Consider the following 21,370-nt stretch of genomic DNA (forward strand, 5'->3'; position numbering starts at 1 on the left):
TCGTTCAACGATCGAACAAGAGGCTGTTCGGTAAATCCATCCCTTGTCGGATCGTTCAACAATCGATTACGTTCTGAGCGTGATCGACCTCAACGCAGACCTCGGTGAAGGCTTCGGCCGCTGGACCCTCACCGACGACGACGCCCTGCTTTCCGTCGTGACCAGCGCCAACGTCGCCTGCAGCTTCCACGCGGGCGACCCCGCGGTGATGCGCCGCGTCTGCGACCTCGCCGCCGAACGCGGCGTCCGGATCGGCGCGCAGGTGTCCTACCGCGACCTGGCCGGTTTCGGCCGCCGGGCCATGGACGTACCCGCCGACGAACTGGCGGCCGAGACCGCCTACCAGATAGGCGCACTGCGGGTCTTCGCACAGGCCGCCGGGGCCGAGGTGGCCTACGTCAAGCCGCACGGCGCGCTCTACAACCGCACCGTGCACGACGCCGAGCAGGCCGCGGCCGTGGTCGAGGGCGTGAAACTGGCGGGCGGCGCCCTTTCGGTGCTCGGCCTGCCGGGGTCCGAGCTGCTGGCCGCGGCCGAGCAGGCGGGCCTCACCGCCGTACCGGAGGCCTTCGCGGACCGCGCCTACACCCCGGCGGGCACGCTCGTGTCGCGGCGCGAGACGAACGCCGTCGTCACCGACGAGGACGTGGTGGTCCGGCGCGCGCTGGCATTCGCGGTGGACCGCGCGGTCGAGGCCGTGGACGGTACGACGGTCGTGGTGACCGCCCGCTCCCTGTGCGTCCACGGCGACACCCCGGGCGCCGCCCGGATCGCGGCGCGGGTGCGCGCGGCTCTGGAGGCGGCCGGGATCGAAGTCGGGGCGTTCGCATGACACAGAGTCCGTCTGTGCAGGTGCGCCTCGCCGGGCGGCACGCGGTGCTCGTCGAACTGCCGGACGCCGAGCACACGGAAGCCTTCCACGCCGAACTCCTGCGGCGGCGCGCCGCGGGCACCCTGCCGCCCGTCGCGGAGATCGTGCCGGGCGCGTGGACCGTGCTCCTGGACGGCGTCCCGCACCCGGAGGAACTGGCCCGCCGCATCGCCCACTGGGACGTGCCGACCCGGGCCGCCGACGACGGGGGAGTCGTGGAGATCCCCGTACGCTACGACGGACCCGACCTGGCCCAGGTGGCCGCCCTGTGGGGCGTCGCCGTGCACGAGGTCGCCGCCCGGCACTCCTCCCACACCTTCCGCGTCGCCTTCTGCGGCTTCGCCCCCGGCTTCGGCTACCTCACCGGCCTGCCCGCGGAGCTGCACGTGCCGCGCCGCGACACCCCCCGCACCCGCGTCCCGGCCGGCGCGGTCGCGCTCGCCGGCCCCTACAGCGCGGTGTACCCGCGCGTCACCCCCGGCGGCTGGCAGCTGATCGGAACCATGCCGGACCCGACACCGCTGTGGGACCTCGGCCGGGAGGAACCGGCCCTTCTCACGCCGGGGACGCGCGTGCGGTTCGTGGCGGAGGACGGCAACCCATGACCGCCGAGCTCACCGTCGTGCGTTCCGGCGCCCTCACCACCGTCCAGGACGGCGGCCGTCGTGGCCATGCGCACCTGGGCGTGCCCCGCTCCGGCGCCCTCGACGCAGCCGCCCTGAGACTGGCCAATCTGCTGCTCGGCAACGCCCCCGGCGCCGCCGCCCTGGAGACCACCCTGACCGGCTGCGCCCTGCGCACCGACCGCGGCGTGACCGTCGTGGTCGGCGGCGCCCCGTGCCCGGTGACGGTCGACGGCCGGCCGGTGGCCTGGGGCGTGCCCGTGCGGGTCCCCGCGGGCGCCGTGCTCGACGTGGGCGGGGTGACGGCGGGCGTGCGCTCGTACGTCGCCGTCGCCGGCGGCATCGCCGTCGAGCCGGTCCTCGGCAGCCGTTCGACGGACCTGCTCTCGGGCCTCGGCCCGGCGCCGGTCCGCGACGGCGATGTCCTCCCGCTGGGCGCACCCGCCCGGCAACCGGCGCTCCCCGACAGCGCTCCCTGGCCGGCACCGCCGACCGAACTGACCCTGCCGCTGCGCCTCGGCCCCCGCGCCGACTGGTTCACCCCCGGCGCGCTGCGCACCCTCACCTCGGCGACGTATCGCGTCTCGCAGCACAGCAACCGGATCGGCCTGCGCACCGAAGGGCCCGCGCTGGAGCGCCTGTCGGCAGGCGAACTGCCGAGCGAGGGCATGGTCCTCGGCGCCGTGCAGGTGCCCCCGGACGGGCGCCCGGTGGTGTTCCTGCACGACCACCCGACCACCGGCGGCTACCCGGTGATAGGCGTCGTCACCGAGTCCGCCCTGGCCGCCGCCGCCCAGGCCGCACCAGGTACGCCGGTCCGTTTCACCCGGGGCTGACACACTGCCGCTCTCCGCAGCGCCCGGCGGCGGCGTGCCGGGCGCGGTGCGGTGGGCGATTCTGTAGCAGTGGGCGATGCTGCAGGGGTCGGAGGTGTCCCAGCCCGCCGGACTCCGGCGGACTACGCCGTCTCGGGCCGCCGGGCGGTACGCGTCACGCTGGAAGCGGTGGCCGGTTTCTACCTCTTCCGCTACGGCCTCGACCGCCCGGTGGCAGCCACCTACGCCCTGTTCGCGTCCGTGGCACTGGGCGGACTCGCCAAGATCCCGGGCAGCGGCCGGCAGCGTGCCGCGACGGTGCTGCGTCTGCTTCCGGTGTGCTGGCTGCTGGTCGTCGTCGGCACCTTTCTGTCGGTGCGGACCTGGTGCGCCGTCGTCGGCATGCTGGCGGTGGGCTTCGCGCTGGCGTTCGCCGCCGTGGGCGGCCCACGCCTGGCAGGGGCGGCGCCGGGCCTGCAACTCCTGTACATCCTCCCGTCGTTCCCCCCGTACGCGCCCGGCACGCTCGCCGAGCGCCTGATCGGGACCAGCACCGGACTGGCCCTCTTCATCGTCGCCGAGGCGCTGATCCTTCCCGAGCCCAACCCGCCGTCGTACCGGGAACGGGCCGCTCACGCGGTGCGAACGGCCGCGCACTGCGCGGCCCTCCTGGCGGCGCCGCCGTACGCCCTGACCGGCCCGGACATCCGGGCGGCCGGGGAGGCCGGCCGGTCCCTGCGGTTCCTGACCGTGCCGGAGGCGGAACGCCCGGCCGGGCCGGGCGTGCGTGACCGCGCCCTCTCCCACACCGGTCTGGCCACGCGCACCCTCCTCAGCCGCCTGGCGCAACTGCCCGTCCCGCCGGGCGGGCAGCCGGGCCCCGAGGTGACCGCCGTGCTGCAGGCCGTCGTCCGGCTGGCCACGGCGACCGCGGACTGCCTGGGGACCGGGCCGTCGCCGTCAGCCCCCTACGAGGACCTGGTCGGAGCACGCGAGCACCTGTCGGCCGTGTCCGCGGGCCCGGTCCCCGCCGGGGACGCGACGCCCGCAACCGCCGGCGCGCCCCACTTCCCGCCCGCCGTACTGCGCCGGGACGCCGCCGTGCTGGAGATCGCCGACGCCGCGCTGACGATGGCCACGGCGGCCGATGTCGCCGTACGCGGCAGGCATGCCGCGGTCCAGGCCGCGCAAGGCCGCTTCTGGTACGCCAGGACCTGGGCGCCGGTCCTGTGGTGGCACCGGCTGCGCGGGCATGCCGGGCGCCGGTCCGTGTTCTTCCAGAACGCGGTCCGCATCGCCCTGGCCCTGACCGCGGCCCGGCTCGTGGCCGGGGTGGACACGCTGCCCCATGGATTCTGGGCCATGCTGGCGACGCTCACCCTGACCCGGACCACCATGGACGAGACCTGGCACACCATCCGTCTGGCGCTCGCGGGCACCCTGGCCGGGGCCCTCGTCACCGCCGGGGTACTGAGCCTGGCCGGGAGCAATACGGCCGTCTACGCCGTCGTACTGCCGGTGTGGATGCTGTTCGCCTTCACGGTGGGGCCGGTCAAGGGAGTCGGCTGGGCACAGGGCCTGTTCGCCGTGCTCGTGGCCCTGGTCTTCGCCCAGCTCTCCCCGCCGACCTGGCGCCTGGCGGAGGCCAGGGTGCTGGACGTCCTGGTCGGCAGCGCGATCGGCGTGGTCTTCGGGCTGCTGGCCTGGCCGCGGGGCGCCCATGACGAACTGCGCCACGCGGCCGCGGAACTCCTGCGCAGGGCAGCCGAGATCGTGGTGGCGACCGGCGCTTCGGTGGCGGCCGGCGACGCGGTGGCCGCGCCGTCCGGGGGGTCCGGACACCGGTCGCTGCACAGCGCGGTCGTCCTCGCCGAGTCCGCGTACGCGCAGTTCCAGAGCGAGCCGACCCCGTTCGGCGGCGCGGCGCGCCGGCCCGCCGCGCGCAGCGTGGACTGGCAGGCCACGCTGATGGCCGGCCACCACACCCTGTGGGGCTCCCAACGACTGCTGGAGCCGCCGCTGGCCGGCCTCGACCCCGTGGTGGCCGATTCCGTCAGCGGGCTGGGGGACCGGGTGGCCGGGCGGATGCTGCTGATCTCGGCGGCCCTGGATCCCGGAGCGGACACCCCGACCGGGCGGTTCGCGCTGTTCGATCCGCGGCTGGTCGGGTCCGTGACCGAGCCGCCCGGCGCGCCGTGCGCGTACTACGCGACCGTGTCGTGGCTCGACTCGCTGATGACCGACCTGACACGGATCGCACGCGGCAGCCCGGAACCCGGGCAGGGCCCCGACGCGCCGTGACCGTGCCGCCGGATCCGGCCGCGGCCGACGGCGGCGCCGTTTGGCCCGTGTCAACGGCGGGGACCCGGAGCGACATGTTCACAACCATCGCGCGCGGCTGTGCCGCCGGGGCCGCCGGCACGACCGCGTTGAACGCCGTGAGCTGCCTGGACATGGCGCTGCGCGGCCGGCCTTCGAGCAGCACTCCGGAGGCCGTCGTGGAGAAGATCACCACGCGGGCGGGACACCCGGTGCCCGACGGGGAGGGACGGGACAACCGGCTCTCCGGCCTGGGGGCGCTGTCGGGCATCGCCGTCGGCGTCGGGACGGGCGCCCTCGCGTCGCTGCTCCACCGCGCCGGTCTGCGGCCGCAGACCTGGCTCGGCGCCGTGCTGACCGGGGCCCTGGCGATGACGCTGACGGACGCGCCGATAGCCGGCCTGGACATCAGCGACCCGCGCACATGGTCGCCCGCCGACTGGACCTCGGACGCGATCCCGCACCTCGCCTACGGCCTGGTCACCTACGGAGTCATCGCGGCCGCGTGAGGATGCGTCGCAGCCAGCGGGTACGGGCCTCACGGGCGTCCCGGCTGAGCGCCGCCCGTGGCGCCAAGGTGTCGAAGCCGTGGAAGGCGCCGGGCCAGACGTGCAGTTCGGCCTGGCCTCCGGCCCGCCAGAGCGCCTGCGCGTAGGCCACGGCCTCGTCCCGCAAGGTCTCCGCCGACCCGACCTCGACATAGGCCGGAGGCAGCTCGGCCAGATCGGTCGCTCGGGCAGGAGCCGCGTACGGCGGCACGTCAGCGGCGCCGTACCCTTCGCCCAGCACGGCCTGCCACGCGGTCGCGTTGGAGGTCCGGTCCCAGGTGTCGAGGCCGGCCATCTGATGGGTGGAGAAGGTGTGGTTGCGGTCGTCGAGCATCGGGCACAGGAGCAGTTGCCCGATCGGGCCGGGCCCGCCCCGGTCACGCGTGAGCAGGGCGAGTGCCGCGGCGAGCCCGCCGCCGGCGCTCTTTCCCCCGACCACGACACGGCCGGCGTCGATACCCAGCTCCGCCGCGTGCGCGGCCACCCAGACGAGCCCCGCGTAACAGTCCTCAACCGCCGCGGGAAACCGCGCCTCGGGTGCCAGCCGGTACTCGACGGAGACGACGGCCACCTCCAGGGTGGCGGACCACTCGCGAAGGAGCCGCGGAAGCACGGACCACGCATTGCCCGAGATCATTCCGCCGCCGTGCATGTAGTACAGCAGGGGCAGCGGCCCGGCGTTCCCGGCGGGGCGTGCGCTCACGAGCGTGACGTCCGGGCCGCCCGGCGGCCCCGGCACCCGCAGCTCCTCCACCTCGAAGCGGCCGTCGGCCCGGAGCTCCCCGACCGTCGGCCGGGGACGCGAGGAAGCATCCCGCTCCTGCCGGGCCGTCAGGTTCTCCGGGGTGTACGGCTCCCTCGCCGCGGCTGCCGAACCGGCCAGTGCCCGGGCCAGTTCGGGGTCGAACGGGGGCGCGTCCCAGGCCTTCGGGACGGGGCCGGGCCCGCAGGGCATGTCATCGCCGACGTCCATGGGCTCAGTCAATCACCCACGGGGCATGGGCCGTCGGGCGGGCCGCACGACGGCTCATCCGAGTTCCCTGGGCCCGTACAGCGCACTGCCGGTGCCGGTGGCGAGCGCCCAGTAGCGGTCGCCGTAGGACCAATGCCACCATTCGGTGGGGTAGTTGACCAGGCCGACGGCACCCAGCGCCGCACCGAGCACGCGCCGGTTGGCCCGCGCCTCGGGGCCTGTCGTGACGGCATCCGTGTAACAAGCGCCGTCACTCTCCTCCGGGTTGGCGTTCACCCGCGTGCCCATGTCGAGTTCGCGTCCCTCGGCGTCGACGAGCGTGAGGTCCACCGCGGCGCCGGCGCTGTGCGGCGCGATCTCCGGCGGCGACACATACCGACTCGCGGCCTCGCGCACCCGCTCCGGCGACCAGTCCGGATGAGCGGCCCGCAGCGTGCCGGCGTACCCCTCGAAGTACTGGCGCTGCAGCGAGGGCGGACGGTAGCCCTCGACGAACAGCAGGCGCAGGCCGTCCGGGAGGAGTTGCTGAGCCCTGAGCAGCCGGATCAGAACCCCTTCTCGCAGGTGAGCGAACGCCCCTGACGGTTTCGCCCTGCGCGCGTCCACGGCGAGGGAATCCCGCAGCCGGACGTCGACGAGCGGTTCGCCGCAGTCGGTGACGGGGACGGCCGCGACCCTTGGATCCGCCATCAGCACGATCTCGTTCATGCACTGAATCCTCCCCGGCTCTCCGTTCGACAGGGGTCGTTGTCCCGGCCTTGGCCCGAAGCCGTTGGTCCTGGTAGTCATGACATGTGCGATTCGAGAGTGTTCCCATGCCGGCGGCGGTCGAGGCACGGCCCCGTGACGTCCGTGGGTATCCGGTGCCGGCGATCACCCCCTGGGAGGGGGACGAGCCCCAGTTCGCGCTGACCGACTACGAACGCAGCGCCGCATGTGCGCAGAAGCGTCTCTGCTCGGTGTGCGACCAGGCCATGCCGCAGGGACCGGTGTGGCGTGTGGTGGGGGCCGCGGAGAGCGCGGCGATCGGGGAGGCGCTGGCCGCCGGGCGGCCCTATCGCAATCTCGCGCCGACCCTCGAAGGGCCGGGCCACCGTGCGTGCATGCTGTACGCCTCGATGGTGTGCCCCTATCTCGCCCGGCCCAACGCCCGGCGCGGCATGACGGCGGCGGAGCCGGACGACATGACCTCGCATGTGGTGCGCGGCGCCGTCCGGGGCGCGCTGGGTGCGGTGGTGGGATTCGCGGAGTACGAGTACGCCGTCACCGCCAGCCGGGTGCTCTTCCGGTTCCTCGACGTCGTCGAGTTCCTGCCGCACGACACCGCCGAGGCGCACCTGGACGAACTGCGGGCCGAGCTCGCCCGGATGACGAAGTGACCCGCACTTCGCACCCCGGACGCGCCCGGCCCGTTGCGTCGGCCGACCTCAGGGGCGGTACGCCGCCAGGCCGACCGTCGAGGTGACCTTCGTCGGATGACCCGTGCCGTCGGCCGGCAGGGTCACCGTGCCGGACGGGGTGCGCACCGCGAGGGTCTTGCCGTCGGGGGACCAGGCCGGCTCGGTGTAGTCGGTCGTGGCGTGCGGGGTGAGGTCCGTGACGTGCCCGCTGTGCGCGAAGTTCTCCACGAGGACGTGGTCGTGGCCCGCGACCGAGCGCACGAAGACGACCTCCTCCTCGTTCGGGGACAGGGCCGGCTGGGAGCCCTGGGTGACCTTGCCGCCCTGCTGGCGCAGGTAGTCGTCGCGGATGTAGACCTCGCCGTCGTGGTCGTTGGCGTACACCGAGGTGCCGTAGTGGCCGGCCGCGTTCGGCCAGACGTTGCCGGTCTGCGGCAGTGCCCCGCCCGGACCGGGCTCGCCGTACAGGGACAGCGTCTTGGGCGTGCCGTTGACGGCCTTGGCGGAGATGTACTTCAGCCGGGACACACCGCCCGCGCGTGCCGCGAAGATGAGGTTGTCCTTGGCGGGGATGTTGTACCGGGTGTCCTTCGCGGTCACCTGCCAGGTCGGGTGGGACCAGTTCTGGTTCCCGGGGTTCTTGGCGACGACCGCACGCCCGCTGCCGTCGGGGTTGGCGATGTCCAGGTTTCCGGAGCCGTCGACGAAGGCCGCCTTGGCGCCGTTCGGCGACCAGGCGAGGTCCCGGACGGGCACTCCGAAGTTCACCTTGTGGCCGTTGATCAGCACGTACTTGGTGCCGTTGCTGATGGTCAGGGTCCCGTGCGAGGCGTCGGCGGCGGCCGAGGCGGCGCCGGAGGCGCCCAGCAGCGCCGTGCCGGTGACGGCCGCGGCCACGGCGATGGCGGCCGCCATGGTGCGGGTACGCATGGTCATGTCTCAATTCCCCCAGGAACATGGACTGGTCAGGTCGTTCGGTGAAGCCGAGCCTGGCAGGGCCTGATATTGGAACTGTCAGTTCAGTGTCACAGGGGCGTAACACAGCCTGGTGAAGGGGCGGTGTCCGGCTGGTCCGGGCCCGGATCCGGAGTATTCGCTCAGGGCCTGGACGCCGACAAGTCCAGCTCATTCGCGATCGCATCCCGCAGGGCGTCGTGCTGCGGACCGAGTCCGAGCCGTTCGTCCCGCCAGCGGTCCGGCGGATACAGCCATACGGGCTTGCCCACCAACTCGGGGGACTCCCACTCGAATCGGGGCCAGACATGGGCGTGCAGGAACGGGTCCGTGTTGCCGAGGATCTCCAGGTTCACCCTGCGGAAGGCGGGATCCAGCCGCCGGCAGGCCCGCTCCACGGCCTCACCGAGCCGGTCCATGTCGGACAGGAACGCCAGCCGCTTGGTCCTCGGCAGGTCGGACAGCCGCTGAACACCCGGCTCGTCCACGAGCAGGACCGAGTAGCCCGGCAGGAACTGCACGTCGCCGATCACCGCGAACCCCGCCTGGAGCCGCCGTAGCACCGTGGGGTTCTCGCCCCGCAGAGCAGCCCCGATCCGGTCCGTCCGCCAGTCGTCACTCATCGCCCCAACCTATCGCCTGCCCGTACAGGCAAGGCTGTGAGCTGTGCCATTGCTCAGAGTGCCGACAGATCGACGGCCCGGTCGACGTCCTGCGGCCGCAGGACGCGCAGGATGCCCTCCAGCAGGTAGTAGTCGGCGTAGGGGAGGGAGATCTCGATGCCGTCCTCGGCCGGCCGGTTGCGGGTGCAGCGGGCGACGATCGCCTCCGCGCGGGTGGAGTTCCGCGTCAGGCAGGTCTCCGACAGCGCCGTGAGGATCCGCAGGGCGACCTGCCGGTACTCGCGCCGGTCGGTCGCGGCGGACAGGTCGAGCAGTCCGCACGCCATGACCGCGCCTGCTGACGCGTCCTTGATGTCGTACGGGGCTTGCGGTGCACGGTAGTCCCACACCGGTATGTGATCCGGACTCAGCGCTCCCACCGCGTAGTCGGCGAGTCTGCGTGCCGTGGAGAGGAACTGCCGATCGCCCGTACGGCGGTACATCGTGGTGAACCCGTAGACGCCCCAGGCCTGCCCACGGGACCAGCAGGAGCTCGGGCTGTAGCCCTGGACCGTGTTCGGGCCGATCGGCACCCCGGTGTCGGGGTCGAAGTCGAAGACGTGCGGGGTCGAGCCGTCCGGCCGGGGAAAGACCCGTTGTGCCGTCCTGGCATGCTCGACGGCGATCCGCAGGTACTTCTCGTCGCCCGTCTGCCGGCCGGCAAAGGCCAGCAGGTCGAGGTTCATGATCGTGTCCATGATGACCCGGCCCGCGTTCTTCGGGTCGTCCAGCGCCCCCCAGGCCCGGATGAAGTGGCCGCGCGGGTTGTAGCGCTGGATGAGTGAGTCGGCCGCCTCGATCGCGCCCGCGCGCCAATTGTCGTCGCCCGTCAGGCGCCAGGCGGTGACCCAGGACGGATAGAAGAGGAAGCCGAGGTCGTGGGTGGTGGTGTCGTGCCGGCGTGGAGCCAGTTCGCGGGCCGAGTCGAGCGCCAGCGTGCGGAACACGTCGTCTCCGCTGTGGAGATACGCCATCCACAGCGTCCCCGGCCAGAACCCGCCGACCCAGTCGCCGTTCTGGGAGTAGGTCCACTTCTCGAACTTCGTGCCGACGGGAAACCCGGTCACCCCCGGCGCGACAGCGTGCAGTTTCTCCACGGCGTAGTCGGCCGCCGCGCGCAGCGCTCGCTCGGCCGGGTTCGAGCCCTGGTCGCCGAACCCCTCCGCGGCCTGCGCGGGCGAGACGGCGGTCGCCGTGGCTCCGGCTGCCACGGCGAGCACGGTACGTCGGGACACGCTCATGGACGGGCCTCCAAGTAGGCGGAACGACACGGGCGTTGAGGGAGTCTGGCACGGCGGCGGCCCTTCCGTGCACCAATATGCGCAGAGTTCATGTACATGAATCACTCGCGGTGGCCGGGAATCCCGCATGTGTGCGGCGTAGGACTCGGGCGCCGGTACCGTGCGGAGTGATCCGCTCATCCGGCCGGTATGTCCGGCGATCCCGGGACGGTCGGGCGGGTCGAACCGAATTCCCATCCGGAAGGTGACCGCCGATGACCCAGTCCGTCATACCCGCCCCCAACGCGAGCGCGTCGGGCGCCCCGGTCCTCGCCGAGGTCGTCCGCTCCGGATTCGTCGAGGGGCGGCACCGGGGCGGCGTGGTGCTGCTCGCCGCGGACGGCTCGGTGGAGTGGGCGACCGGCGACGTGACGTCCCCCGTCTTTCCGCGCTCCGCCAACAAGCCGATGCAGGCGGCGGGCGTGCTGCGGGCCGGACTCGACCTCGGGGGAGAACGGCTGGCCCTGGCCGCCGCGAGCCACTCGGGTGAGCCGTTCCACCGCGACCTGGTGCGCGCGATGCTCGACGAGCACGGGCTGACCCCGGAGCACCTTCGGTGCCCGCCCGCCCTCCCGCTGGACCAGGAGGAGCAGGAGGCCTACCTCGCGGCCGGCGGCCGGCGCGACCGCGTGGCCATGAACTGCTCCGGCAAGCACACGGCGATGCTGGCGGCCGCCGCGCTCCGGGACTGGCCGTTGGAGTCCTACCTCGACCCGGACCATCCGCTCCAGCGCGTCATCCGTACGGCCGTGGAGGAGGCGGCCGGCGAACCGGTGGCCGCGGTCGGCGTGGACGGCTGCGGGGCGCCCCTGATGGCGATCGGCCTGACCGGCCTCGCCCGTGCCCTCCGCTCCTTCGTCCTCGCCGCACCCGGCACACCCGAACGGCGGGTCGCCGACGCCATGCGCGCCCATCCCGAGTACGTCGCCGGCACCCGACGCCACGACACCTGGCTCATGAAGGACATACCGGGCGCCCTGTCGAAGGTCGGCGCGGAAGCCGTACAGGCCCTTGCCCTGCCCGACGGCCGTGCCCTGGCCCTCAAGGTCGAGGACGGCGGAGTCCGGGCCCTCGGCCCCGTCCTGGCCCGTGCGTTGAACCTGATGGGGGTGACGGCGCCCGTCGTGGACCGCATCGGCCGCACGCCGGTGCTGGGCGGCGGGCAGGAGGTCGGGGAAGTGCGCGTGGCGTTCTGACGCGGTGCCCGGCGGTGTTGGGTAACGTTCGGTCAGGTTCCTTACATAGTCCCGTATTGAGGAGGATGTCCGGTTATCTGTGGGGTGTGCGACGGTTGACTTCCGTTCCATGAGCGTTCAACTCGCGATTGCTGTGAGTGTGATGTGCCCTCCTTAGGGTCCTTGAGGCTTTCGAAAGAAGGGGCTCATGGACTCACTCCGCGCGATCCGGGCTCGCGGGATCAGCAAGTGTTTCGGTGATGTCGTCGCGCTCGACGGCATCGATCTGGATGTGGCGCAGGGGCAGATCCACGGCCTGGTCGGCCCGAACGGCGCCGGGAAGACGACCCTGCTCGGGCTCCTGCTCGGCCTGGCCGTGGCCGACAGCGGCCGTCTCGAGATCCTCGGTACGCCGGTGGGCAGGACGTTCGCCGCTCCCGACGGAGTCGCCGGGTTCGTGGACGGACCCGGGCTCTACCCCTCGCTCACCGCCAGGCAGAACCTGGCCGCGCTGGCCGCCCTCCGCGGTCGCGACGCCCGTACGGCGGGCATCGACGAGGTGCTCGACCAGGTCGGACTCACCGATGTCGCCGACGACCGGACCCGCGGCTTCTCCCTGGGCATGCGCCAGCGGCTCGGCCTCGCCGCCGCCCTGCTGACCAGGCCCCGGCTGCTCGTGCTCGACGAGCCGTCCAACGGCCTCGATCCGGCCGGCAAGAAGCACGTGCACGGTGTCCTGACCCGGCTCACGGCCGAGGGGACGAGTGTCGTGCTGTCGAGCCACCGCATGGACGACCTGGAGGCACTGTGTTCCGAGGTCACCATCCTCGCCACGGGACGGGTCGTCTTCTCCGGTCCGTTGAGCAAGCTGGCCGCCGAGAACCGTGAACTGGACTACCGGCTGCTCACCTCCGACCCGCAGACCGCCCGCCGGCTGGCCGCCGGCGCGCTGGGGGTCCACGTCGTCGACGACGCCGTAGGACGTCAGGGCGCCGAGGTGCTCGTCGTACGCGCCCTGGTGCCGGCCCTCGACGAACTGGTGGCGCGGCTCGTGCAGTCGGGCATCGCGCTGCGCGAACTCGCCCCCGTGGTGTCGCCGCTCGAGGCCGCGTTCCTGGCCCTGACCGAGCAGCAACAGCAAGCCGGCACGCCGCCGCAGGAGGCCGGGCCCCAGGCGCAGGAGACCGGAGCCCAGCGCAAGGACGCCGAAGCCCGGCAGGAGACCGAAGCCCAGCCGCAGGAGGCCGGCCGATGACCGCGACCGCGACCGTCGTCGCCCCCGAACCCGCCACCGGCGCCGGCCGCGTCTCGGTGGCCCGCGGCTACCGCTTCGAACTCGTCAAGCTCGTCTCGCAATGGCGCATCCGCCTGCTGGTGCTCGCCTGCTGGATCGCACCGGGGCTCTTCGTCGCAGGGGTGAGCCAGCAGAGCACGCTCCCCGCCGACACGCTCTTCGGGCGTTGGATGCTCGCCACCGGCTGGGCCGGTCCCCTGGTGATCCTCGGCTTCTCGGGCACCTGGGCGCTCCCGCTGCTGACCTCCGTGGTGGCCGGCGACGTGTTCGCCTCCGAGGACCGGCTCGGCACCTGGCGTCACCTGCTCGTGGCCGTCCGCTCGCCTCGCCGGATCTTCGCGGCCAAGGCACTGGCGAGTCTCACCGTGATCCTGCTGCTCGTGGTCGGGCTGGCCGCCTCCAGCACGGTCGGCGGGCTCGCGGCGGTCGGCAACCATCCGCTGGTCGGCCTCGACGGCCATCTGCTGGCCCCGGGGGACGCGGCCGGCCAGGTGCTGCTCGCCTGGGCGTGCGTCCTCGCCCCGACGCTGGCCCTCGTCGGGATCGGCCTGCTCGGCTCGGTCGTACTGGGCCGGTCCCCGATGGGACTGCTGCTCCCGGCCGTCGTCGCGCTGGCGATGCAGCTGGCTCAGATGCTGCCGCTGCCCGTCGCCGTACGACTCGCCCTGCCCAGCTGGGCGTTCATCTCCTGGAACGGACTGTTCACCAGTCCGGCACAGCTCGGTCCGCTCGTGATCGGCATCGTTGTCAGCCTGGTGTGGGCGGTGACGGCGACAGCGCTGGCCCATCTGCTCTTCCTGTGCCGCGACTTCACCAACCTGACCGACGTCGGCTCGGGGCGCCGTGCGGTCGCCGTCGGCCTCCTGCCGCTCGTCGGACTGGCCGGCGTGACCGTCGCCGTCGTCGCCTCGGTGACCGGGACGACGGGTTCCGGGATCTCGCAGGACAAGGTGCAGCGCTCTCTCGCCACGGAGTTCGCCCACCTGTATCGCATGCAGACCAGGCAGCTCAACCGCCCTGCCGTCGACGAAGCGCAGTTGAAGGCCACGGCGACGTGCAACAAGGGCAGCGTCAGGGTCGCCGCCGAAGGCCCCGGCAACGACTGGCGCTGCGTCGTGTCCTGGCATCTCCCCGACGTCGAGGCCACCGGGACGGCCGTTTACCAGCTCGACGTCACCTCTGACGGGCGGTTCGTGGCCGACGGCGACGGACCGAAGGAAGTGAACGGCTACTTCCTGGTGCGGACCCCGACCGGGGACGCACCGAACCCTCTTTGGCAGTTCGACGGCAACGTCGTACTTCTCAGCACCTCGAAGGGATGACTCCATGCAGGTAACCCGCCACCGCCGGGCTGTGGAGACGGAGTTCCTCGGTAGACGCCTCGGGCGCCGGACCAGCCTCACGGCGATCGCCACAGCGGTGGTCCTCGCCACCACCGCCGGCATCGGTTACGCCCAGACCCACCAGTTCGGCACCGACCAGGTCGGCCAGACGACCGACCGGGGCCAGGTCATCTCCAGCGACCAGTACCTCGCCCCGTACGGCGAACGCCTCGTCATCAACAACGGCAAGATCATGTCGTCCTCGCCCAGCCCGGACGGCACCCACCTCGCGGCCTCGGTCACCGACGGCGGCAGCGCGCTGGCCATCGTCGACGTGAAGAACTGGAAGGTTCAGCAGGTCGTCGGCACCGCCGCCACGTCGACCCCGCGCCTGAGCAGCAACTCCGTGGGCCAGGAAGGCCCCACCTACTCGCCCGACGGCAAGCAGCTGTGGCTGGGCCAGACCGACGGCTACACCAGGTTCACGGTCAACCCGGACGGCACGGTCGCCGACCCGACGGCCGTGAAGATCCCGGCGGACGGGTCCAAGCACGCGCTGGTGGGCCAGGCGGTGTTCTCAGCCGATGGCTCCACCGTGTACTCGGCGGTCAACGGCCAGAACCGGGTGGTCGCTATCGACGCGGCGACCGGCGCCGTCAAGCAGAGCTGGAACGTGGGCAACGCGCCGCGCGACATGGTCGTGGTCGGCGGCAAGCTCTACGTCAGCAACGAGGGCGGCCGTCCGGCCCAGTCCGGCGACACCACCATGAACTCGTACGGCACCGAGGTGCCGGCCAACCCCAAGACGGGTGCCAGCACCACCGGCACGGTCAGCGTCATCGACCTGGCGAACCCGGCCGCGCCCCCGTCGAGCATCGACGTCGGCCTGCACCCGACCGCCCTGTACGCCAAGGGCAGCGCCCTGTTCGTCACCAACACGGCCAGCAACAATGTGTCGGTCATCGACACCGGCAAGAACAAGGTCGTGCAGACCATCGACACCCGGCCGTGGCCGGAGGCGTCCGTGGGCTACGAGCCCGACGCGGTGACGCTCACCGACGACGGCCGCCTGCTGGTGACCCTCGGCCGGGCCAACGCGGTCGCCGTGTACCGCTACCGGAGCCCGCTGGAGCCGGTGAGCTACGTCGGCCTGCTCCCGACGGACTACTTCCCCGCGGAGATCACCACCGTCGGCAACCAGGTGCTGGTCTCCAACACCCGTGGTATCGACGCCCGCCGCCCGAACAACCCCGCCGGGCACGGCACCCACGACACCACGTCGAGCGTGCAGCGGTTCACTCTGCCGGACGACAGCGTCATCAGGTCCGAGACGGCCAAGGTCTTCCAGCAGAACGGCTGGACCCCCGGCTCGGTCTCGCTGGCCAAGGGCGGGAGCAAGGCGTGGCCGGTGCCGGTCCCGCAGCGGCTCGGCGACCCTTCGACGATCAAGCACGTCTTCCTGATCGTCAAGGAGAACCGGACCTACGACCAGGTCTTCGGTGACATGCCGCAGGGCAACGGCGACCCGTCGGTGACGCAGTTCGGCGAGAACGTGACGCCGAACCAGCACGCCCTGGCCAAGCAGTTCGGCCTGTACGACAACACGTACGACATCGGCACGAACTCCGCCGAGGGTCACAACTGGCTGATGCAGGCCGACGACCCGGAGTACACCGAGTCCTCGGCCGGTGAGTACGCGCGCAGCTACGACACCGAGAACGACGTGCTCGGCCACCAGAAGTCCGGCTTCATCTGGACCGGTGCGCAGGCGGCCGGGAAGACCGTGCGGGACTTCGGCGAGTTCCAGTCGATCGAGAACAAGCCGGCCGGCGCGACCTGGCAGAACCTGTACTGCGACGCCAAGAACATGGACGCGACCGGCCAGCCCACCGCGTACCCCATACAGACGGGCTCGGCGATCCCGTCGCTCAACGCCGTCTCGGTGCCCGGATTCCCGCTGTTCGACCTCGACGTCCCGGACGTCTACAAGTACCAGATCTGGAAGCAGGACTTCGAGAAGAACGGTCCGGCCAACCTGAACATGTTCTGGCTCTCCAACGACCACACCGGTGGTCCGGCGAGCCCGGCGGCCGAGGTGGCGGACAACGACCTCGCGGTCGGCAAGATGGTCGACGAGATCTCCCACAGCAAGTACTGGAAGGACTCGGCGATCTTCGTCGTCGAGGACGACTCCCAGGCCGGCCTCGACCACGTCGACGGCCACCGTGCCCCGATCCAGATCATCAGCCCCTGGGCGCAGCACGGCACCGTCGACAACCGCTACTACTCGCAGATCACCATGATCCGCACCATCGAGCAGATCCTCGGGATCCACCCGATGAACCAGAAGGACAGCGCGGCCAGCCCGATGCGCGGGGCGTTCACCCGGCGCCCGGACTACACGCCGTTCAAGGCGGTGCCCAACCGGACCTCGCTGACCGACGGCCTGAAGACCCCGCCCTCCTGCGGCGTCGACACCCCGGCGGCGCAGGACCCGAAGGCGGCGGCCGTCCCGGCGGCCAACGTCCCGGCGGACATGCGGACGCTCGCCGCCGAGTGGGACAGCTGGAAGTCGAAGCAGCGGCTGACCGGGACGCACGCCGTGCCCGACTACGCCAACCCCGCGCAGATGAACCACTTCACGTGGTACCAGACGCACAACTGGAAGACGCCGTACCCCGGTGAGAAGAAGATCTACGCACCGAACGATGTGCCGGGTGCCTACCTCCCGTCGTCGGAGTCCGACGGCTGACGCGGGCTGACCCGTCGAGGACCCCTGGCCGGCCGCACGCCCGCCAGGGGTCCTCGCCGTTCCCGCGTCCTGGGCTCTCAAGCCACGGTTCCGCGTGCTGAGCCGGTCCGGCACCGCGTGCGCCGGGGAAGGCCGTACGGATGCTTCGGGAGGCGGGGTCCGGGAGCGTCGACGTCATGTTCGTGGAGGGCGACCCGTTCAACGTCCCATATGTGGCGATCAGGCGCTGACCAGCGGACTCGCGTCCCCGACGCCGACGTGCGGGCTGTGTTGGGCGGGTGAAGACTGGAGACTGAAGACGGAAAAGGTACTCGGTCATGAACTCCATCGACGCAACGGCTGCCGGCAGTCTGCGCGAGGCACTGCGGGGATCCGTCATCACACCGCAGGGCCCCGGCTACGACGCGGCCCGCAGCATCTACAACGCCATGATCGACCGGCGGCCGGCCGCCTTCGCCCAGTGCGTGGACGTGGCGGACGTGCGGGCGGTGATCTCCTTCGCCCGGGACACCGGCGTCGAGCTCGCGGTGCGCGGCGGCGGCCACAGCGGCCCGGGTCTGTGCCTGGTCGACGACGGACTCGTCCTCGACCTGTCCCCGATGCGCTGGGTCAGGGTGGACCCGGAGGCGGACACCGCCCAGGTGGGCGGCGGCAGCCTGCTCGGTGATCTCGACCATGCGACACACGCCTTCGCGCGCGCCGTGCCCGCCGGGATCATGTCGACCACGGGTGTCGGCGGTCTCACCCTGGGCGGCGGCCACGGCCACCTCAGCCGCAGGTACGGCCTGACGATCGACAGCCTGCTGTCGGCCGACGTCGTCCTCGCCGACGGCAGCTATGTCACCGCGTCCCCGGAGAATCACCCGGAGCTGTTCTGGGCGCTGCGGGGCGGAGGCGGCAACTTCGGCGTGGTGACGTCGTTCACCTTCCGGCTGCACCAGGCAGGCACCGTCGGGGTGGCCGTGACGGTGTGGCCGGTAGCCCGGACCCCCGAAGTGCTGCGCTGGTACCGGGAGTTCCTGCCCGCCGCGCCGGACGAGCTCAGCGGGTTCTTCCTCCTCCTCGTCGTACCGCCCGGCCCGCCCTTCCCCGAGCCGATCCACGGGCAGAAGATGTGCGGGGTCGTGTGGTGCTACACGGGCGATCTCTCCGACGAACACCTGAAGGAGGTGTTCGCCGCGGTGAACGAGCCGGCGCCGCCGGCCTTCCATTTCGCCACCCCGATGCCGTACCCCGTCCTGCAGGCCATGTTCGACGAGCTGATCCCCAAGGGACTGCAGTGGTACTGGCGCGGCGACCTCTTCGACCGACTCTCCGACGCCGCGATCGACGTGCACCACAAGTACGGGGAGAACCTCCCGACCGGCCTGTCGACCATGCACCTGTACCCGGTGGACGGGGCGGCCCACCAGGCCGGCGCCGACGACACGGCCTGGGCCTACCGGGACGCCGTGTGGTCCGGCATCATCGCCGGCATCGACCCGGACCCCGCCAACGCCGAGGCGATCCGGCAGTGGTGCGTCGACTACTGGACCGACCTGCACCCGCACTCCATGGGCGGCTCCTACGTCAACTTCATCGGCCCCGGGGAGAGCCAGGAACGGGTGCGGACCACCTACCGCGGCCACTACGACCGCCTGGCCGCGGCCAAGCGCGCCTACGACCCGGACAACCTGTTCCACGTCAACCAGAACATCCCGCCGGCCCCGGACTGACGGGCGCGCCTGCCTTGAGCCGCGTCAGCGGCCGGCGTTGTGTTCGCTGATCCAGCGGGCGGCCAGCAGACCCGAGCCGGCGGTGAGCACGGCGGCGGCGATGACCGTGGCGTTCAGGCCGAGTGCGTCGGCGAGGATGCCCGCGACGAGGGCGCCCACGGCGTAGCCGATGTCGCGCCAGAAGCGGTAGGTGCCCAGCGCGCCCGTCCGCCAGGCGGGGTGCGCGTGGTCGGAGACCGACGCGATCAGGGCCGGGTAGACCATGGCGGTGCCGAGCCCGAGGGCGACGGAGGAGAGGAGGCCCGCCAGGAGAGGGGTGTCCAGCAGGGCGAGGGCGAGGACGAATCCGGCGGCCTGGACGAGCATGCCGACGACGATCAGCGGCTTGCGGCCGATCCGGTCGGAGAGGTGGCCGGTGGGGATCTGGCCGAGGCCCCAGAGGATGGGGTACAGGCCCTTGATGAGTCCGACGGCGGCGAGGCCGAGACCGTGGTCGGTGAACAGCAGGGGGAAGACGCCCCAGGTGAGGCCGTCGTTGAGGTTGTTGACCAGGCCGGCCTGGCTGGCGCCGCGCAGGGACCGGTGGTGCCAGGACGTCCGGGCGAAGGTGGCTCCCAGGGCGCTGCTCTCGCCGGCTGCCAGTGGCTTGGTGTGCTGGGAGAGTTCGAGGGCGACGTGCGCGGCGGTGTCCCGGACGATCAGGGCGAGGCCGAGCCCGGCGGCGACGAAGACGACACCGATGAGTTCCGGCACCGGACGCAGGCCGTACGCGGTGGCGAGGTAGCCGGTGACCAGGGCGGTGGTGCCGACGGCGGTGTAGCCGGCCGCCTCGTTCAGGCCGGTGGCCAGTCCTCGCCGGGCGGGACCGACGAGGTCGATCTTCATGTTGACGGTCATCGACCAGGTCAGGCCCTGGTTGAGGCCGAGCAGTACGTTCGCGGCGACGATCCAGCCCCATGACGGTGCCCAGGCGAGGGCGAACGGTACGGGGACGCCGATGAGCCAGCCCGTCACCAGGAGCTGCTTGCGGCGGAAGCGGGCCGTGAGCGCGCCGGCGGCGAGGTTGGTGAGGGCCTTGGTCAGGCCGAAGGCGATGATGAAGGAGAAGACGGCCAGGTCATCGGTCAGGCCGAAGGTGCGGGCGCCGATGAGCGGGACGGTCGTGCGTTCCAGCCCGACCAGGCCGCCCACGCAGACGTTGACGACGACGAGCAGCGTGAACTGCGGCCAGTTCTCGCGCAGTCCCAGCCGAACAGGCCCTGCTGCCGACTCGGTGGTCGTGCTCATCCGGCGCCGCCCTCGGTGAGGCGGCGGCCGTGGGCGGCGGCATAGTCGCCGGGACCGCCGTTCAGCACGGTCAGGCCGGTGTGGCCGGCGCGTTCCAGGACACTGGCAGCGGTCATGGCGCGCTCCCCGTGTCCGCAGCCCACCACCGCGCCCCCGGGGACCTCGGCGGCGTGGGCGGCGAGGACGCCGAGTTCGAGGTGGTGGGCGCCGGGGACGTGTCCGGCGGTGTACTCGGCCGTCTGCCGGACGTCGAGATATGGGGCCGCCGGCGCCCGGTCGGGGGTGACGAACGGGGTGGACGAGGTGGGGAGGCCGGTCTGCTGCCAGGCGGCGATGCCTCCCGAGAGACGGCCGGCGAGGCGCTCGTAACCGATCTTGTACGCCTGCCAGACGATCTCCGACAGATCCTGGTCCTCGCCGGTGACGAAGGCGATCAGGGCCTCGCCGGGCAGCAGCCAGCCCAGCCAGGTGGCGAATTGGGCGCGCAGCGGGATGGAGACGGACCCCGGTACGTGCGCGGCGGCGTAGCGCGCCGCGGGACGGACGTCGACGACCTGGCCGCCGTCGTCGAGCAGCGCCCCCACCTGCCCGGGCTCCAGGGCGGGCAGCGTCGGCGTGGTGGTCAGGACGGCCGGGCCGCGCCGGTTGACGGCCGCGAGCCGGTCGAAGTAGGCGGGGTAGCTGCCGAGGCTCGCGGTCAGCCGGGACACGAAGGTGTCCTCGTCGGGTGCGGCGAGCAGCGGGTTGGCCCGCTTCTCGGCGCCGATGGTGGTGGTGCGCTCCGTGCCGGGCGGGGCCGAGCAGAAGGAGCCGGCTCCGTGGGTGGGCCACACCGCGGTCTCGTCCGGCAGCCGGGTCAGCCTCCGCAGGGAGCGGTACTGCGCACGGGCCAGCTCCTCGGTGCGGTCGGCGCCGAGCAGGTCGGTGCGCGCGGCGGAGTTCACGATCAACGAGCCGCCGGTGAACACCCCGAGCGGGCGGCCGCCGTCCAGCAGCAGGAAGGACAGGTGCTCGTCGGTGTGCCCGGGGGTGGCCAGGGTGCGCAGGGTCAGCCCGCCCAGGTCGACCTCGTCGCCGTCCGCGAGGCCCCGGTGCGCGAAGGCGCGGCGGCCGGCGGCGGAGGCCAGCACGGTGGCGCCGTGGTCGTGGCCGAGCTGCACGGCACCGGAGAGGAAGTCGGCGTGCAGATGGGTGTCGGCGGCGAACGCGACACGCAGCCCGCGCCGGGTGGCGGCGGCGTGCAGGGCCCGCAGGTCGCGGCTCGCGTCCACGGCCAGGGCGCGGCCGTCGCCCAGGTCGACGAGGTAGGCGCTGTTGCCCAGCCCTGCGTCCACCAGCGGAATCAGATGGTCGTCGGCGAAGTCCACGGCGGTTCCTCCA

Annotated in this window: 18 protein-coding genes; 11 read left to right on the forward strand and 7 right to left on the reverse strand. The window is 72.3% G+C overall.

From position 1 onward, the window contains the following. Positions 1-79: 79 nt before the first annotated feature. The 5 genes from ACWGJ5_RS40870 to ACWGJ5_RS40890 all read left to right on the forward strand — a co-directional run bounded on the left by ACWGJ5_RS40870 (position 80) and on the right by ACWGJ5_RS40890 (position 5,137). Positions 80-832, forward strand: a complete 753-nt coding sequence (locus tag ACWGJ5_RS40870; protein WP_453314679.1) for a LamB/YcsF family protein — start codon at positions 80-82, stop codon at positions 830-832. Next, positions 829-1,476, forward strand: a complete 648-nt coding sequence (locus tag ACWGJ5_RS40875; protein ID WP_453314680.1) for a 5-oxoprolinase subunit B family protein — start codon at positions 829-831, stop codon at positions 1,474-1,476. The genes ACWGJ5_RS40870 and ACWGJ5_RS40875 overlap by 4 nt, the downstream gene beginning before the upstream one ends. Then, positions 1,473-2,330 carry a 5-oxoprolinase subunit C family protein gene (locus ACWGJ5_RS40880; RefSeq protein ID WP_453314681.1) on the forward strand — a complete coding sequence of 286 codons (858 nt, stop codon included), beginning with the start codon at positions 1,473-1,475 and terminating at the stop codon, positions 2,328-2,330. Before ACWGJ5_RS40875 ends, ACWGJ5_RS40880 begins: the two co-directional genes overlap by 4 nt. Positions 2,331-2,498: 168 nt before the next feature. Continuing rightward, the gene (locus tag ACWGJ5_RS40885) at positions 2,499-4,610 is read left to right on the forward strand and encodes an FUSC family protein (protein WP_453314682.1); all 2,112 of its coding nucleotides are present in this window, start codon (positions 2,499-2,501) and stop codon (positions 4,608-4,610) included. Between the two features lie 74 nt (positions 4,611-4,684). After that, the gene (locus tag ACWGJ5_RS40890) at positions 4,685-5,137 is read left to right on the forward strand and encodes a hypothetical protein (RefSeq protein ID WP_453314683.1); all 453 of its coding nucleotides are present in this window, start codon (positions 4,685-4,687) and stop codon (positions 5,135-5,137) included. On the opposite strand, the gene ACWGJ5_RS40895 is transcribed toward ACWGJ5_RS40890, so the two are convergent. Both ACWGJ5_RS40895 and ACWGJ5_RS40900 read right to left on the reverse strand, forming a co-directional pair. Further along, positions 5,121-6,149: an alpha/beta hydrolase gene (locus tag ACWGJ5_RS40895; RefSeq protein WP_453314684.1), complete on the reverse strand. Its 1,029-nt coding sequence runs from the start codon at positions 6,147-6,149 to the stop codon at positions 5,121-5,123. The two genes, ACWGJ5_RS40890 and ACWGJ5_RS40895, sit on opposite strands and share 17 nt — an antisense overlap. 54 nt (positions 6,150-6,203) lie before the next feature. Then, positions 6,204-6,857 (reverse strand): M15 family metallopeptidase, encoded by a 654-nt coding sequence (locus tag ACWGJ5_RS40900; protein WP_453314685.1) that lies wholly within the window; start codon positions 6,855-6,857, stop codon positions 6,204-6,206. 107 nt (positions 6,858-6,964) lie between these two features. Here ACWGJ5_RS40900 and ACWGJ5_RS40905 point away from each other — a divergent pair, with 107 nt between their 5' ends. Continuing rightward, positions 6,965-7,528 (forward strand): hypothetical protein, encoded by a 564-nt coding sequence (locus tag ACWGJ5_RS40905; protein WP_453314686.1) that lies wholly within the window; start codon positions 6,965-6,967, stop codon positions 7,526-7,528. 48 nt (positions 7,529-7,576) lie between these two features. On the opposite strand, the gene ACWGJ5_RS40910 is transcribed toward ACWGJ5_RS40905, so the two are convergent. The 3 genes from ACWGJ5_RS40910 to ACWGJ5_RS40920 form a co-directional block, all read right to left on the reverse strand. Next, a complete protein-coding gene (locus ACWGJ5_RS40910) occupies positions 7,577-8,485 on the reverse strand; it encodes a TolB family protein (protein ID WP_453314687.1) in 909 nt (302 codons plus the stop codon). A gap of 161 nt (positions 8,486-8,646) precedes the next feature. Next, a complete protein-coding gene (locus ACWGJ5_RS40915) occupies positions 8,647-9,126 on the reverse strand; it encodes a diadenosine tetraphosphate hydrolase (RefSeq protein ID WP_453314688.1) in 480 nt (159 codons plus the stop codon). A gap of 53 nt (positions 9,127-9,179) precedes the next feature. After that, positions 9,180-10,406, reverse strand: a complete 1,227-nt coding sequence (locus ACWGJ5_RS40920) for a glycoside hydrolase family 88 protein (RefSeq protein ID WP_453314689.1) — start codon at positions 10,404-10,406, stop codon at positions 9,180-9,182. A 254-nt stretch (positions 10,407-10,660) separates the two neighbouring features. Here ACWGJ5_RS40920 and ACWGJ5_RS40925 point away from each other — a divergent pair, with 254 nt between their 5' ends. The 5 genes from ACWGJ5_RS40925 to ACWGJ5_RS40945 all read left to right on the forward strand — a co-directional run bounded on the left by ACWGJ5_RS40925 (position 10,661) and on the right by ACWGJ5_RS40945 (position 18,703). Continuing rightward, positions 10,661-11,641, forward strand: coding sequence for an asparaginase (locus ACWGJ5_RS40925; protein WP_453314690.1), 981 nt, complete (start codon positions 10,661-10,663; stop codon positions 11,639-11,641). Positions 11,642-11,828: 187 nt separating this feature from the next. Next, the gene (locus ACWGJ5_RS40930) at positions 11,829-12,875 is read left to right on the forward strand and encodes an ABC transporter ATP-binding protein (protein WP_453314691.1); all 1,047 of its coding nucleotides are present in this window, start codon (positions 11,829-11,831) and stop codon (positions 12,873-12,875) included. Next, on the forward strand, positions 12,872-14,236 hold the full coding sequence (locus ACWGJ5_RS40935) for an ABC transporter permease (protein WP_453314692.1): 1,365 nt from the start codon (positions 12,872-12,874) through the stop codon (positions 14,234-14,236). Before ACWGJ5_RS40930 ends, ACWGJ5_RS40935 begins: the two co-directional genes overlap by 4 nt. 4 nt (positions 14,237-14,240) lie before the next feature. After that, the gene (locus ACWGJ5_RS40940) at positions 14,241-16,988 is read left to right on the forward strand and encodes an alkaline phosphatase family protein (protein ID WP_453314693.1); all 2,748 of its coding nucleotides are present in this window, start codon (positions 14,241-14,243) and stop codon (positions 16,986-16,988) included. A 317-nt stretch (positions 16,989-17,305) separates the two neighbouring features. After that, positions 17,306-18,703: an FAD-binding oxidoreductase gene (locus tag ACWGJ5_RS40945; RefSeq protein WP_453314694.1), complete on the forward strand. Its 1,398-nt coding sequence runs from the start codon at positions 17,306-17,308 to the stop codon at positions 18,701-18,703. 24 nt (positions 18,704-18,727) lie between these two features. On the opposite strand, the gene ACWGJ5_RS40950 is transcribed toward ACWGJ5_RS40945, so the two are convergent. Together ACWGJ5_RS40950 and ACWGJ5_RS40955 are read right to left on the reverse strand one after the other, a co-directional pair. Next, complete coding sequence (locus ACWGJ5_RS40950; protein ID WP_453314695.1) at positions 18,728-19,990, reverse strand: MFS transporter; 1,263 nt, start codon at positions 19,988-19,990, stop codon at positions 18,728-18,730. Continuing rightward, positions 19,987-21,357 carry an MBL fold metallo-hydrolase gene (locus ACWGJ5_RS40955; RefSeq protein WP_453314696.1) on the reverse strand — a complete coding sequence of 457 codons (1,371 nt, stop codon included), beginning with the start codon at positions 21,355-21,357 and terminating at the stop codon, positions 19,987-19,989. Before ACWGJ5_RS40955 ends, ACWGJ5_RS40950 begins: the two co-directional genes overlap by 4 nt. Positions 21,358-21,370: the final 13 nt, after the last annotated feature.

This window comes from Streptomyces sp. NPDC054783 (assembly GCF_053611725.1).